This window comes from Pseudobutyrivibrio ruminis HUN009 (assembly GCF_000703005.1).
GTDB lineage: Bacteria > Bacillota > Clostridia > Lachnospirales > Lachnospiraceae > Pseudobutyrivibrio > Pseudobutyrivibrio ruminis_A.
Window position 1 is genome coordinate 765,281 of sequence record NZ_JNLH01000001.1, and the last position, 14,178, is coordinate 779,458.

Sequence of the window (14,178 nt, forward strand, 5' to 3'; positions counted from 1 at the left end):
GGAAGTGGGTTTACCACTTCCCCAAAAATTATCTTTTAGTACTTTTTAGTTGATTGGAATTATAATCCCATATCAAATCTAAGCTGCTGCTCTGCATTCTCAAGTGCAGTGTCAACATCTACACCGTCTGTAAGTACGCTCTGAAGAGCTGTAGCAAGCTGTGTACGTGCTGAGTAGTGATAATCTGACTGCTCAACTGTTGGTACATGCTGTGTGTACTCAACGATTGTTGCGTAGATTGGCTGATCGTTGAAGTAAGCAACACCCTGCTGGTAAACATCTGACTCTGCAGCTGCTGCACATGTTCCGATAACACCACCGTTTGTAAGTGCCTCATCATATGTTGTAGACTGTCCGTCCTCTGCTGAACGACCACCAAATGTGTAAGCTAAGAAGTCCTTAGCAAGGTCTGTCTTTGAGCAGTTAGCTGTGATGTAAAGTGAAGAACCACCATTTGAAGCATATCCTTCTTCACCTGTAAGTGTAGGAGCTGTTGTGATTTCCCACTTACCTGCGTTGTCTGCAACCTGCTCGATTGTAGGAATGATCCAGTTACCATTGTAAACACCTGCAACCATGTCGCCCTGGATAGCCTGATCTGTGTAGTCTGACCAGTCATTTGCAAGGTAAAGAACATTGTCCTGAGCAAGTTTAACTACTACGTTGAATACATCTACAAGCTTTTCATTCTCTGTGAAGTATGGCTCACCGTCTTTAAACTGTGAAGCACCTTCAGCCTGAAGCATCATGTAGAATAAGTCGTTTCCGTCGCCGTCCATGCAAAGTAAATACTTGCCTGTTGCAGCGTATACATCTTTACCAATCTCATCGAACTCATCCCAAGTAATGCCTGTTACATCGTCGATTGTGTAACCAGCCTGCTCAAGAAGGTCTGTTCTGTAAGCAAAAATTGCTGTTCCTGCATCTACAGGGAATCCGTAATGCTTGCCATCGATTGTAGAGTATGAAAGCTTTTCAGCTCCAAGTCCTGACCAATCGCAATCAGCATCGTCAACATCCTGCCATGCATCTGGATAATTTGTAACGTACTGCTGGATGTAGTGATCCTGGAAAAGTACGATATCTGGTAATGTGCTGTAGTCACCAGCCTCTGCTGCAAGTGTTACAGCATTCTCAACATCTGAAGACTGTGACTGTGTGATGATTTCAAGATGGAAATCTGGATTAACATCCTGGTAATCCTTCTCAGCTGCCTGAAGTGCTGGGATATTGAAGTTTTCGTCCCAAGCATAAACTGTAAGTGTGTTCTCGTCATCTGACTGAACATCGGCTGCAGCTGCTGCGCCATCCTCTGTTGTAGCAGCATCGCCTGTTGCTGCTGTGTCTGAGCTTGAGCTGCCGCATGCTACCATAGAAGCTGCCATTGCACCAACAAGCATGAGTGAAAGTAATCTTCTCTTCATTCTCTTCTTCTCCTTCATTTGTATAAATTGTTCGGGGGCTATTGTGCATCATGCACAACTTATTACCCAATACCTACCCCTCATATGGTCATAATACTAGTTATATATGGTTATTGTCTGACAAATTTGCTCTAAAAAAGTGCAAATTCGACTATCAAAGATTGTTAAATAATTGTTTTTCTACGAAAATATGTTGAGAACGTGAAAAAAGGATGGTGATTTAGCATTAGCTAAATTACCATCCTTTCTTTGCACTGATTTGATAATTCTTTTTTGTTATTCCTAAATGATTCTCTTCTTTTTTCCACTGGTATGGAGTCTTGCCAGTGAGCTTTTTGAAATTGCGGTTGAAGGTTGATGGAGTCTGATATCCAACTCTAAATCCAACTTCCTCCATGGCGTAATCCTTGTTCTGGATTATCTCGCATGCCTTGTCTATTCGAACCATGTTCAAATAATCTAAAGGCTTCATGCTCATGGTCTCTTCGAATATTCGTCTAAAATGGCTTTCAGAAAGGCCGCATTCATCGGCAACATCTGCCATCTTTATTTCCTCTGCGAAGTGTTCTGCAAAGTAATTTATACTCTTTTCGATGTAGCTATTTAAGCGTTTCTCCTCGATTGTAAGGGAAGAACTCATATCCTCGTTGATACGAAGCAGCTCCACTATAAATGCTCTCAGATAGCCCTTTACAGATTCCTTATAGTAAGGCTTTTGCTCACGATATTCCTCAATAATGTTTCTAACAATGGTATTCAATGTCTTATTCTGATTCCACTGAATTACATAGCCCTGATTGTTAAGGCGCTTTATTACTTCCTCAGGAAGCATGCGCTTGAACTGCATTTCCTTTTTTATGAAGCTGTTAATATCGATGTACAGATACTCCCATTTACAGATTCCATTGTTGATACTTTTGGTCTCGTGTGGAATATTCTCTGGGATGATGGTGATTATACCGCCTTTGTAATTAACATTGGCCTCCTCGATTGTAAGCTGGCCATTGCCCCAATAGCAGTAACCAATCTCCATGTAGTTGTGGAAATGAAGCAGATTTTCCTGCTCCGCTCCGTAGCTACGAACCCAACTATCTCCCAAAAGAGCCATTACATAATGACCTTCTGGAATCTCATAATATCTGTATTCAATCTGCTTTTTCTGTTTTGCCATAATATATCCTAGCGTCTTCGGTCGTTATTTAAAGAATAGAACTCTGCCTTATCATTGTACATCAGCTTGTCGGCAGTGTTAATCATCTCTTCCATATTTTCTGCATTTTCCTGCCATGTTGCTCCTATGGCCATTGATACTTTTTTACATTTCTTACGAAGCTTTGCTACCAGCTCTTCGAAATAATCCTTCTCAACCTGAGGTACGATAGCAACAAACTCGTCCCCACCAATTCGATAGCTGTATTTCTTTTTAAAGACTGATTCTACAATGGCTCCCGCTTCCTTTATGTACTCGTCACCTGCATCGTGGCCCTGCTCATCATTGATTGCCTTAAGGCCATTAATATCAGCAAAGCAGACACCAACAGATATCTTCATACCCTCTATCATGTTTAGAGTTGCTGTAAATGCATTCCTGTTTCTAAGGTTTGTCATAGCATCATGTGAACTCATATATTGCATTTCCTGACCAAGGATGTAGTTTCTAAGCTCCTCGGAAATGAATATTGAAACCGTTTCAAATACTTCTGCCACATTTATTTCCAGGTTCAAAGAGAAATTGTCGGCAACAAGATAGCCGATTGTCTCACCCTTGTCCTGTATAGCCGTGATAATGTAACGGGAAATTGTTCCCTGAAGCACATCCTCGTATACTTCTTTATTTTTCTTAATGATTTCTTTTGTATCCTCAACAATTACAACCCTATTCTCCAGCAACTGCCTATCCCACATTGTGAAGAAATCGAATCGCTCAAAGTCTTTTCTGTTTGGCAAGCCTGTGCCGCTTTTTTTATCAGTCCACTCATAGATATCTCCCAGATCGCCACCTTTTGATTCTACGATATAAACTCTATCTGCTTTTAATTTAGTGCCAAGAGACTTAAGTGTAGCCCTAATGCCTCTTTTAAAATCGCTTGTGGAAAGAACCTTGGCGCAATCCAAGATTAGATTATTAGAATTAGATGTTATTTCATGGTTTTCCTCTCTGCGCTTTTCTGCTGTAACATCATGAATGATGAAGGCACAGAAGCCTTTTTTATAGACAGGAACTGCCCAGAATTCAAACCATTTGTTGAACTGCGTATTGAACGTGCGATTGATGACCGATTGACGCATAATTGCAGACTGATAGCTGAGTCTTATCCAATCCTCATCCCTGTTTGAAACAGTTGTATAGTATGTTGCACCCATTAATTCTGCTGTTGGTTTTCCAACTAAAGATGCATATTTTTCGTTTACGAAAATGAACTGCATGTCATGTACAGTGCCAAAAGGATCTGTCATAACCCTGAAAACACAGCAGGCATCAGGCAAATCCTTTAGCATATACAAAACTTCACTAGCTGAGTAATCCTTAAATTCTTCAATCTTCTCCATGTAAGTAACCCCTTTTCTCCCCGATTATTTAATAATCATTGCTCGTAAAAAACCTGCTAAACCATAGTCTCGTTTACCGCTACCCATGCCAACTTTTTCAATCACGAATTCCTTTGGCAATGTATCGCTTGTTCTAAGTGCTGCTACAGTGGCAGCCCCTGTTGGAGTGACTAACTCTCCATTGATATCTAGAATTTCTAATCCAATTTTGTATTCAGAAACAATATTGGTCACTGCTGGCACCGGCACTGGCAAAATTCCATGCTGACATCTGACTGTTCCCTGGCCTTCGTATAGCTTTGGAACGATCACTTCAGTGATATCTAAATTATCCATGCAAACTGCGATGGAAATGATATCAACGATAGAATCGATAGCCCCCACTTCGTGGAAATGAACCTGCTCCACCGGTACCCCATGAGCCTTTGATTCTGCCTCTGCCAACACATTAAAAATTCTTTTGGCAATCTCTCTTGCTCTATCTGTAAGGGCTGCAGAATCGATAATTTGATTTATCTCCTTCATGTCCCTATGCTCATGATGATGTTCATGGTCGTGGTCATGATGATGTTCCTCATGGAGATGTCCATAAAGATAATCCATATCATGATCGTGTCCATCATGCTCCTCATCAAGGATTACATCAAAATCCATGCAATCCAAGCCTGCTCGCTTCACTCTGCTGTATGCAATCTTGAAGCCCTCGGCCTTTATTGTGCTTAGGACCTCTGATAGATATTGTTTATCGGCCCCCAAGTCTAAAAGCGCACCTACAGTCATATCGCCACTGATGCCTGAATTACATTCCAAATATAATGTACGCCCCATTTTATCTCCTTTATTATCTTGATTATATCGCATTTACGATTTTTAGTCTCCCTCAATTGTCGCTAAAATTAGAATACCTGCGATAACAAGGAACAAGAATAGATACTGCTTTCTTGTAAGCTTTTCTTTAAGGAAGATTCTTGAAAGTGTAAGTGATACTACGCATACTGCTGAAATGATTGGCGCAGCGATTGCACCGTTTCCACTCATGGCATATACGTATGTAAACTGACCTGCTGTCTCGCAAACACCTGCAAGCACTTTATCTCTCTGCTTTGGAAGCTCAAACTTCACTCCGCGGCTCCACATGAAAAGCAAAAGAATGATTGCACCAATGAAGAATGTAAGCTCATAAGATGTGTTTGCCACCTCTTCGATTGTTGCCTCTTTTACGTTTGCAAGTGGACTTGTTTCCATTTCCAAATAATAGATATCAAGGAATGTTCCAAGTGCATCAAGTGTTGCATAACAGAATGGCATCGCAAATGCGATAATTGCCATCTTCTTTCCAAGCTTTTTCTTTCGGTCTGTATCGCCGTTGTTCTCAAGGAATCCAAGTCCAAGGATACCGATAACGATGATGACGATTGCAATGATTGAGCCTGTGGCAATTGTCTCACCAAGGATGATTACGCACATAAGTGATACGATGGCACCTGATGTGTTCTCGATTGGATCTGAGATTGATTCCTCAATGAATCGCATTCCAAAGAACGAAAATGCCATTGAAAGAATGTAACAAAGGGATACTGGAAGGTAACGGACAAGGTTGATTGGATCATATCCGATATCCTGAGTAAGCAATGTGAAGATTGCATGCATACCCATAATCACACCTACTGAAACGCAAATCTTTAGGTGTGCGAATTTCTCTTCCGGTCTTGCCCCTTTCTTATAGAATAGCTCCGCAAGACCCCAGATAAAGGTTGTTGCGAGGGTAAAAAATAACCACATAATTTTTCCTCATTTCTTTATTTAATTTACGGGTTTATTATATATTTTTTATTAAGTAGCACGCAATCTTTTTTGCAAAATTCACCGAGTTTTCACGGTTTATATAAAATAATACCCCTGATTAGAATAATCAGGGGTTTAAACACTATTTATTATTTTCATCTACTTCGATATTGATGCTCAAATCAATATCGCTTTTCTCAAGCTTGCCTCTGTTGATTTTGCGCTGAGCCTCGTGAAGCATTTCTTTAAGCTTTTCCAAATCCTCATATGCATCGTCAGAACTATAAGGCTTACTCTCGTCTTGCCAATTGTAATCCATACTGCATCCCACCTTTACTGTGGGGTCAGTATAGCAAATTAGTTTGTTTAAATGATGAAATTTATATTACATATTCTTGTCAACTAAACCATCAACAAATGGAATAGCAATTGTGCCCTGGTTAAGAGCCTTGAAGATAAGACCAAGGAAGATGATATCTTCGCAGATGCTAAGCACACTGCATACAAGGTTGAAGATATTTGAAACAAAGTTTCCGTAGATATCTGCACCAAATGTATTGATGAGAGATACAACCCAATCAGCAGCATCTGGAATGATTCCAACTAATGCAATAAGGAAATCAAAGAATACCATTGTTGCAGCTGCCTTAACTACAGCCTTCTTTAACCATGTGTTTTCTTCCATAAGAAGAACATATCCTACTACAAGAGCTGTTGCTACATATCCACCAAAACCTACTGCTGCAATCGCAAATGCTCCAAATAAACCTACTGGTAAACCTAATTTTGTCTTTTCCATAATCTATTAATTCTCCTCTACTTTAGTTCCACAATTTGTGCAGAATAATGCACCATTTTCAAGTGTTGCACCGCATGATGGGCACTTCTTTTCTACTGGGGCTTCTACTGCTGGAGCCTCCTCTGCAGGTGCCTCAACAGGAGTTGCTTCCTCTACTGGAACTGCCTCTGCTGCAGGTACATCCTGCTTTGGTACTGGTGTACCGCATGAGCTACAGAAAGCTGAATCCTTAGGAACCTCAGCTCCGCAGTTAGGGCACTTTACAACGCCCTTAATGTTTGTAATCTGCTGTCTGTAGTCTTGAATCTTTCCAAGTGATTCATTGATTGCAGCAAAGTGATCCTTGAAGCAATCTTCAAAGTCTTCAAGATGCATTTCAAAATAGAGCTTACCAATCTGCTGATATGCATTGTTGATTCTGCGCTCCTCATCTGAAATATTTGAGTTAAGCTTTGCTACATCTGCAAAATCTTTTGTTTTAGCAATAGCTCCTTGACTAGCATCGGAAATCTTTTTTCCAAAATCATCAAAAAAACCCATTTTTTCCTCCTTAACAAATATTCTTCCTTTTTGTTATTATGTCGCTAAAATTCGCTCCTTTAAATATAGCTCATTTGCTTTTTTTAGTAAATAAATTTGAGCTATTTATTTGCTCTTAAATTTAGTTTTTAATGAGTCAAGCATATCTACCAACTGATTGTCCCCATCGAAGGAATATACATAGCCGTGAAGGGATTTTGCCTTCTGCATAAGAGTCTTTGAATGGTTCCAAATCAGGATAGCTGAGCGGCCTTTTCCATTCTTTGCTTCCTGAATAAGATTAGCTGCTGCACTGTTTCCATCGAAGGCTACTACCACTGATGGGCGGCGCTCGAAAATCTCATAGTTAATACTTTTGTATATTCCCATGCCTTCCGACTCAATCGATACTCGCACCTTCACATTGGCGTCTTTGATTTTTTCTGCCTCTTTTTTTGTGATGAGTGATGGCACAAATGAGTAGATTCTGAAGCCCTTATCATTGTGGTCTAAAAGATATTTTTCATAGCCGGAAAGCTTATGACCTATGACAAAGCAAACCTCATCTGGGCTCATGTATTCGAGCATGTCGTCCATTTGCTTTATAGCATTGGCGCTGATTTTGGTTGTTCTATTTTCAGTGTTAAAGCTTCCTCCCAAGAGAACAACTGGTGTTCTATCCCATGTGATTTCCTCGATCTGGTCCTTCAGCTCTGTGTTGGCATCAAGCTTTGGTGCAGATTTTGCCTTGGCCTTTGAAATGGTAACAGCCTGCATCTTTTCAAGTAGAACCTCCTCCATGTCTCTGTCACCTAAGAGCTCTGTGAATGCTGCCTTCTTAGTAGAATATGCCTTCTGGCTCTCTTCGATTATCTTGCTCTCGGAATCATGCATTTGCTTAAGCTCTTCGTCTGTAAGACCAAGCATTTTCTCCAGAGAAAGCTGCTCGTCGATAGAGTTTGTGCCATAAAGGGCTGCACCATCTGTACCCTGCACGCAGGAAATTTCTTTTTCAAGGTACTGCTTAAGTGGATGGTTCTGAAGTGAGTTCAGGTTGTTCAATCTAACGTTACTTGTAATCTGGAACTCAAGAACCACATTGTTTTCCTTAAGCTCTTTTAATGTCTCCTTGCCCTTCTTCGAAGCAAGGCTGTATGTATAAAGTCCATGGCCTAATCGCATTCTTGGCATCTGCTGACCTGGCTCTAATGATTCTTTTACACAGGCAATTGAATGAGCGATGTTATCCTTTTGGCTATCGTTTTCTCCTGCATGAACTCTGATAACAAAGCTTGGGTCTGCCTTTGCAATCTTTACGATTTCTTTGAAGGCAGGCTTGAGAGTGATGATATCGTTTATCTCCTCACCTACGAAGTCGCAGCCTGCCACGTATGGATCAAGGGCTGTAGCCTTAAGCACCTCTAGGTTCTGCTCTAAGTAGTTGGCTGGAGTGACGGCATCCTTTACGATTGTAAGAGGGATACGTCGCATAGCTGCAAGGAAACGAATCATGACGCCCGTCTCCTGGTAGATGCTTGGCATCACCGCATGTACCTGTCTAAGCATTTCGATTGATTCGTACTTTTTAACAAGGGTTGTGTCACTGATTTCTGCATAGCAAACGCCCTGCTTTTTGTAGCTTCTGGCAATCCAAAGAAGCTTATCCTGGAAGATTGTATTGTGACAATAATCAGGATTTTCCCTATCACGAAGCATCTGCTTAAGGGCGTTTTTAACATCCTCATCTGGAATCATATCCACCTTTGCAAAAGGTATCTGCTCCTCGCTTTCTTTTCCCTTACAGAATACATAGCGATATAGGTAAACCTTTTCCAGATTTGTAAATACGGCCTGTCCATCCTTGATAACAGCCAGAGAATTTCTAATCTTTACGATATTCATCTCTGCATTGTCCAGGTTATTTAGGATTAGGTCTGCAAAGTTTATAAATGTATTATCATTGATTCTGCGGTCCAGATACTTGCCCTGTAAATCCGAAGAAACGAACTGGCGAGCAACCTTTTCACGCTGCGCATTTACCTTTTCCCACTGAGCGTCAGTGAGCTGTAGCTCCAGCTTCTTCACATAATAAAGTGGATAGCGAATCTGATGAGCGATTCCCAGCGCAATAAGGATATCGCCTGTTAAATTGCCGTTCATGTGGGTGTGCAAATCTGCTCTGAATTTTAAATCCTTGCGGATGAATGTTTTGAATATGGTCTTTCCAGCAGGAAGCTTGAAATCCTTTGTCTGGCTCATGAGTGTCTTTGCAATGGCAGGGATTGTAGCTTTTCTTTCTACAGTGCCATCTGGATAAATGCTTGCAATCTCTGTTTCTGCCAGCTTGAATATATAGCTTTCCTGATTATTTCCATCTATAAAACATGGGATTTCGTCTGTGATAATAAGCATTCCATTGTCATCCTGAGATAGCGGAAGCTTACAGGTTTTTGAAAGGTTACGAATGAGGTTGCCCGTACTGTGATTTGGCGTGGTCAGGACATAGTACATCCTGTCTAGATTCTTGTAGAGATTTACAATAATATCCTTCTCATTATCGAGAAAAAAACAAGTTAAATATGTCATAGCCACTCCTATTATCCTAAGATTTTTACTATATTTTGTATCATAGAATCATTCTCATTACAACAAATCTCTTGTTCTAATTCTAGCACTATTTTGTCAGAGCGTTTTAAAATTATTTAAATATGTTGTATTATTATACCTAACATACTTTTGGGGAGATTTTTATGAAATATATAAAACGATATTTACCTTTAGCTATTGCATTTGGAATTTCCGCGGCCATTCTTGTTGCCGTGCTGATTATAAGTTCAGTTAATAAAGCCTCCGTTATCAATGAACATAGTGATGATAATGGATCCGCTCCTATTATTTCACCTGATGAACATTCCTTCTCACATCCTAAGGTCCATGGCATCTATGTGACTGCGCCAACCGCCGGCGCTGAAAAAATGGATGAATTAATAGATCTTATCAACTCCACTGATTTAAATGCTGTTGTACTTGATATTAAGGAAGATTCCGGAAACATCTCCTTTTATCTAGACAATCCAGATACCGACGAGACCAAAGCTTGTATCCCATACATAAAAGACATTAAAGTGCTACTGCAAACCCTTCATGATAACGATATTTACGTCATTGGACGAATTTCCTGTTTTAAGGATCCAGTTTTAGCTGAGGCTTATCCTGAGCTGGCGTTGTTGGATTCAACTGGTGAGCCAGTGGTTGATTCAATGGGAAATGCATGGGTTAATCCATGCAAACAGGAAGTATGGGATTATGTGACAGACATTGCTGTAGATTGCGCTCTCCTCGGTTTTGATGAGATACAGCTTGACTATGTTCGTTTTCCAGTAGGCCAGAACTCAGAAGATGCTGTTTATGGCGTTGCCTCTGATGATGAAAGCAGACAAGAATACATCAACAGCTTCCTTTCACAAATCACTTCTGCTGTTCATGAAAAAGCTTTTACCCCTGTCAGCGCCAATGTCTTCGGAACAATCATTACAAGTGATGTGGATGCAAAACACATCGGACAAAGCTACACTGACTTCGCCTCAACTGTTGATTACATCAGCCCAATGATTTATCCATCTCATTATGCTGCCGGAGATTTCGGTCTGGATGTACCCGATGCCAATCCTTACGATACCATCTACGGTGCTTTATCTGGCTCCACTGATGCGCTGGCTTCCATCGCAGATGAAGATAAATCGACAGTCCGCCCATGGCTTCAGGCTTTCACCGCAGAAAATGTGGAAGGCCACATAGAATATGATAAAGCCGCCATCGACAGCGAGATTCAGGCTGTCTACGATGCCGGCTATGATGAGTGGATTTTATGGAATTCAAAAAGTGATTACTCTGTTTTATCGGAGTAATCACTTTTTTATTACTTATTACATTCTTTATCTGCAAGAAGAAGGGCCAAAATGTGATTAGCCTGTGGGAATTCACCTGAGGCAATCATCTCATCAATCTGTGCTCTATTGTAAAGATGTACGTTTAAGACTTCTGTCTCATCAAGGTTCTGTCCGCTCACCTTTCTGCAGTTCTTTGCAACATAAATATAGGCGTAATTATCCGCCATAGTGGCATTTGATGGAACTGTCAGAAGGAACTTCCAGTCGTCGCTTTCGTATCCTGTTTCCTCCATAAGCTCGCGCTTTGCTGCCGCAAGAGCATCCTCTGTAGATTCAGCATCCTGGCGGTTGCCATATTCTTTGCCATCTGTGCGCTCAATTCCGCCAGCACAAAACTCTGTGGTCACTCGCTTGATTCCGTGACGGTACTGTCTAACACAAATATAATTTCCGTCTTCATCTGTGGCTACTATTACCACATAATCACGGCGGCTGTAGCTATAGTATGGCTCAAATTCTCTTCCGTCGGGAAATCTGTATCTGCTTTTTCTGAAATCTATCCATTCGTCATTTACAATATGCTCGCAGGATACCTCTTCCCACTCAAGTTTTTCGTTTTCGCTCATTCATTTATCCTTTTCTATCTTTGAATTGTGAACTCGTAGGCTGTGTTGTATGTGGCCACATAAAGTGTGTCACCCTTGATATCAAACTGCTCTGGTGCTGATTTTACCGAAATCTCATCCACCTTATCGCCTGTATGCTTATCTAGCAAGTAGATGTAGTCTGGCTCCGATGTAAAACCATATCCGCAGATGATTGTATCGCCATCCACGATGAAATTACAAAGGCCTGATACAAGTGGCTCGCTTCGCCAAATCACTTCATTTTTCTGAAGGTCAATAGCCACGATGTGGCTTGATAATGGGTTCTCGCTTGAATATCCGTTGTGCATTATTGAAACATAAAGGATGTTTGCATTATCATCCATCACTGCATACTGAATATCCTGCACAGCCTGTGAATATCTGCCTGATTCATCTGGGCCATAGCAAAGCTCGTATAAATCCAAATAATAAAGGATATCCCCTGTGCTCTCGGATGAAATTGTAAGTGCTGTGCATGAATAATCATCCTTTGGATAGAGCCCCATGTATGTAAATGTTCCATCTGAGTATGGAAGCTTCTGATACTCGAAACCATTCTTCTGGCACCATACATCAGTGTCGAGCCACTCTTGACTCTCCTCTTTTGTCTTAGTAAGTGAAAGATGTGGGTAATCATCAGCATTTAATCCTGTGTTATTGAACTTATCCCATGAAGGATTCTTGATTGTGATAGCTGCTGGTGATTCCGTAATATTTTCATCGTTATTCTCTAGCTGCTCAGTCTCATCATCTGTAGTTGCTGTTTCTGTGGATTCTGTCAGCGAATCCGCCTTTGTATCTGATGATTCCGATTCCACCGACTCTGTAGCTTGTGTATCCTCATCATCCTCAATTGTAATTTTAATTGTTTTGCAGCCTGTTAAAATAAGGCTTGCGCTTAGCATTAATAACAAAGCTTTCTTTTTCATAATATCTAGTCTCCTAATTTGCTCCATCTGCGTTATCTCTAAGTAAGCCTTCAAACTTTGTGCCTACCTCAAAATACTCCCATGTAGTCTTTTCAACCTCGAGAGTATAACTATCATCTGAAGCTTTATAAAAAGAAAACTCAATTGGCTCTCCATTTGGATCAACTGCATCAAAAATTACGCTATTTTCGCCTGCCTTAACCTCGCCTTCATCAATGTTTGCTAGACCATAGATAATTACTGACATTGAATAGTTGCTTCCATCATTGCTGATTGTGACTTCATAATCATAATTTGTGTAGTAGCCTACATACTCGTCAAGATTAACTACCTTATTTGATTCGCTGTCATCATCAGAGCTTTCGACTTCTTCTGATGTCTCAACCTCTTCTGTAGAATCCACCACAGGCGCTATATCTGAGCTTACTTCCTTATTTCCGCAAGCTGTCATGGTTAGTGCAAGTGTACATAAAACTAGTAATACCTTTTTCATATTTCTCTACCTCTTTATCTTTATTATGTCCATTTTTTAGGCATATCTAATTTAGCACTAACAACTTTATTGTTCAACATATCAACCTATTAGAATTTAAATAAGCGCAAGCGAAGCTATTAAGCTATCTCTTGCGCTTTATTCCTATAATTAGATTGTTTCTCCATCTACCAAATCATATGGTACTATTATCCGCTTATTTTTTTCTTTCTCTTTGGCCTCTATTAGATTAAACAATAATTGCATAGCCTCTTTTGCCACCAATTCTACATTATTGTTAACCGAATTTAGTCTTGGTGAAATATACTTTAGTGTATCTATTGCATCGAATCCATGCAATCCATAATCCCTGCCTGCTGTAAGCCTTTTTTCTTTTAGCTTCATCATAATTTCTAAGGCCATCTCATCTGCTGTGCAAATAAAAGCTGTTTCTTTGTTTACTGGATAATCCTCTATATGTTCAAGATAATCCCAATCTAATAAATACCCTGCAGTACATTTATCTTGCGCCTGCTCAATAGCCTGATTGAAACCTAAAAGACGTTGCTCATGAACGTAAATATTTTCTTTGTTATTTCCATTTATTGGTGGACATACAAATACAATGTGCCTATATCCCTTAGAAATAACTTTATTTGTAGCTGCTTTCATTGCGCTACGCTGAGAGATATCCACAAAAGGTATCCCTTCTGCTATCTTGTTATCCACAGAAACAACTGGGATATCCAAACCATCGAGAAACGCCTTGTATTCGTCTCCTTTGTTAATGGATGATAAAATGATACCGTCTGTCTTATATGCAGCTAGCCTTTTAATCTTATCGATTTCCTTCTGGGAATCATTGTTATGCAGATTAATATTAACTCCATAACCAAGTTTCTCTGCTTCCGCACTTACAGCGCTAATCATCTGTGCAAAATATCGATTTTTTGAATCTAAGACAACCATACCTATTGTATAAGTACGTCCTTTTGCCAAGCTTCGTGCTAATAAGTCAGGCTTATAACCATGCTCCTTAGCAGTCTTCAGAATCATTTCTTTAGTTGCATCATTTATCCGCCCTGTGTTATTTAACGCTCTGATTACTGTCGTTCTTGAAACACCACAAAGCTTCGCTAAATCATTAGTTGTGATACTCATCG

At 40.2% G+C, this 14,178-nt stretch carries 14 protein-coding genes; 1 reads left to right on the forward strand and 13 read right to left on the reverse strand.

Features of this window, described 5'->3' with window-relative positions; translation table 11 throughout:
- Positions 1 to 59: 59 nt before the first annotated feature.
- The 9 genes from BO15_RS0103335 to BO15_RS0103370 all read right to left on the reverse strand — a co-directional run bounded on the left by BO15_RS0103335 (position 60) and on the right by BO15_RS0103370 (position 9,663).
- The gene (locus tag BO15_RS0103335) at positions 60 to 1,424 is read right to left on the reverse strand and encodes an ABC transporter substrate-binding protein (protein WP_033152419.1); all 1,365 of its coding nucleotides are present in this window, start codon (positions 1,422 to 1,424) and stop codon (positions 60 to 62) included.
- 235 nt (positions 1,425 to 1,659) lie between these two features.
- Positions 1,660 to 2,595 carry an AraC family transcriptional regulator gene (locus BO15_RS0103340; protein ID WP_033152420.1) on the reverse strand — a complete coding sequence of 312 codons (936 nt, stop codon included), beginning with the start codon at positions 2,593 to 2,595 and terminating at the stop codon, positions 1,660 to 1,662.
- An 8-nt stretch (positions 2,596 to 2,603) separates the two neighbouring features.
- Entirely contained in the window at positions 2,604 to 3,974 is a 1,371-nt protein-coding gene (locus tag BO15_RS0103345; RefSeq protein WP_033152428.1) for a sensor domain-containing diguanylate cyclase, read from the reverse strand.
- A gap of 24 nt (positions 3,975 to 3,998) precedes the next feature.
- Positions 3,999 to 4,802 carry a LarC family nickel insertion protein gene (locus tag BO15_RS0103350; protein ID WP_033152433.1) on the reverse strand — a complete coding sequence of 268 codons (804 nt, stop codon included), beginning with the start codon at positions 4,800 to 4,802 and terminating at the stop codon, positions 3,999 to 4,001.
- 42 nt (positions 4,803 to 4,844) lie between these two features.
- On the reverse strand, positions 4,845 to 5,756 hold the full coding sequence (locus tag BO15_RS0103355) for a DMT family transporter (RefSeq protein WP_033152434.1): 912 nt from the start codon (positions 5,754 to 5,756) through the stop codon (positions 4,845 to 4,847).
- A gap of 145 nt (positions 5,757 to 5,901) precedes the next feature.
- A complete protein-coding gene (locus tag BO15_RS13615) occupies positions 5,902 to 6,078 on the reverse strand; it encodes a hypothetical protein (RefSeq protein ID WP_157752308.1) in 177 nt (58 codons plus the stop codon).
- 66 nt (positions 6,079 to 6,144) lie between these two features.
- Positions 6,145 to 6,558 carry a hypothetical protein gene (locus tag BO15_RS0103360; RefSeq protein ID WP_033152436.1) on the reverse strand — a complete coding sequence of 138 codons (414 nt, stop codon included), beginning with the start codon at positions 6,556 to 6,558 and terminating at the stop codon, positions 6,145 to 6,147.
- Positions 6,559 to 6,564: 6 nt separating this feature from the next.
- Positions 6,565 to 7,098 (reverse strand): zinc ribbon domain-containing protein, encoded by a 534-nt coding sequence (locus BO15_RS0103365; RefSeq protein ID WP_052169748.1) that lies wholly within the window; start codon positions 7,096 to 7,098, stop codon positions 6,565 to 6,567.
- 105 nt (positions 7,099 to 7,203) lie between these two features.
- Positions 7,204 to 9,663 carry a hypothetical protein gene (locus tag BO15_RS0103370; protein ID WP_033152438.1) on the reverse strand — a complete coding sequence of 820 codons (2,460 nt, stop codon included), beginning with the start codon at positions 9,661 to 9,663 and terminating at the stop codon, positions 7,204 to 7,206.
- 233 nt (positions 9,664 to 9,896) lie between these two features.
- On the opposite strand from BO15_RS0103370, the gene BO15_RS0103375 reads away from it, so the two are divergent.
- Positions 9,897 to 10,985 (forward strand): putative glycoside hydrolase, encoded by a 1,089-nt coding sequence (locus tag BO15_RS0103375; protein WP_167541203.1) that lies wholly within the window; start codon positions 9,897 to 9,899, stop codon positions 10,983 to 10,985.
- Positions 10,986 to 10,996: 11 nt separating this feature from the next.
- On the opposite strand, the gene BO15_RS0103380 is transcribed toward BO15_RS0103375, so the two are convergent.
- The 4 genes from BO15_RS0103380 to BO15_RS0103395 form a co-directional block, all read right to left on the reverse strand.
- Positions 10,997 to 11,593, reverse strand: coding sequence for an NUDIX hydrolase (locus BO15_RS0103380; protein ID WP_033152440.1), 597 nt, complete (start codon positions 11,591 to 11,593; stop codon positions 10,997 to 10,999).
- A 14-nt stretch (positions 11,594 to 11,607) separates the two neighbouring features.
- On the reverse strand, positions 11,608 to 12,543 hold the full coding sequence (locus BO15_RS0103385) for a hypothetical protein (protein WP_033152442.1): 936 nt from the start codon (positions 12,541 to 12,543) through the stop codon (positions 11,608 to 11,610).
- Between the two features lie 13 nt (positions 12,544 to 12,556).
- Entirely contained in the window at positions 12,557 to 13,036 is a 480-nt protein-coding gene (locus BO15_RS0103390) for a hypothetical protein (protein ID WP_033152444.1), read from the reverse strand.
- A gap of 150 nt (positions 13,037 to 13,186) precedes the next feature.
- The gene (locus BO15_RS0103395; RefSeq protein WP_033152447.1) at positions 13,187 to 14,176 is read right to left on the reverse strand and encodes a LacI family DNA-binding transcriptional regulator; all 990 of its coding nucleotides are present in this window, start codon (positions 14,174 to 14,176) and stop codon (positions 13,187 to 13,189) included.
- Positions 14,177 to 14,178: the final 2 nt, after the last annotated feature.

Coding starts and splice junctions, on each gene's coding strand:
- BO15_RS13615 (WP_157752308.1), bottom strand. CDS start 6,078: ATGGATTACAATTGGCAAGACGAGAGTAAGCCTTATAGTTCTGACGAT.
- BO15_RS0103350 (WP_033152433.1), bottom strand. CDS start 4,802: ATGGGGCGTACATTATATTTGGAATGTAATTCAGGCATCAGTGGCGAT.
- BO15_RS0103385 (WP_033152442.1), bottom strand. CDS start 12,543: ATGAAAAAGAAAGCTTTGTTATTAATGCTAAGCGCAAGCCTTATTTTA.
- BO15_RS0103360 (WP_033152436.1), bottom strand. CDS start 6,558: ATGGAAAAGACAAAATTAGGTTTACCAGTAGGTTTATTTGGAGCATTT.
- BO15_RS0103390 (WP_033152444.1), bottom strand. CDS start 13,036: ATGAAAAAGGTATTACTAGTTTTATGTACACTTGCACTAACCATGACA.
- BO15_RS0103395 (WP_033152447.1), bottom strand. CDS start 14,176: ATGAGTATCACAACTAATGATTTAGCGAAGCTTTGTGGTGTTTCAAGA.
- BO15_RS0103340 (WP_033152420.1), bottom strand. CDS start 2,595: ATGGCAAAACAGAAAAAGCAGATTGAATACAGATATTATGAGATTCCA.
- BO15_RS0103370 (WP_033152438.1), bottom strand. CDS start 9,663: ATGACATATTTAACTTGTTTTTTTCTCGATAATGAGAAGGATATTATT.
- BO15_RS0103335 (WP_033152419.1), bottom strand. CDS start 1,424: ATGAAGAGAAGATTACTTTCACTCATGCTTGTTGGTGCAATGGCAGCT.
- BO15_RS0103345 (WP_033152428.1), bottom strand. CDS start 3,974: ATGGAGAAGATTGAAGAATTTAAGGATTACTCAGCTAGTGAAGTTTTG.
- BO15_RS0103380 (WP_033152440.1), bottom strand. CDS start 11,593: ATGAGCGAAAACGAAAAACTTGAGTGGGAAGAGGTATCCTGCGAGCAT.
- BO15_RS0103365 (WP_052169748.1), bottom strand. CDS start 7,098: ATGGGTTTTTTTGATGATTTTGGAAAAAAGATTTCCGATGCTAGTCAA.
- BO15_RS0103355 (WP_033152434.1), bottom strand. CDS start 5,756: ATGTGGTTATTTTTTACCCTCGCAACAACCTTTATCTGGGGTCTTGCG.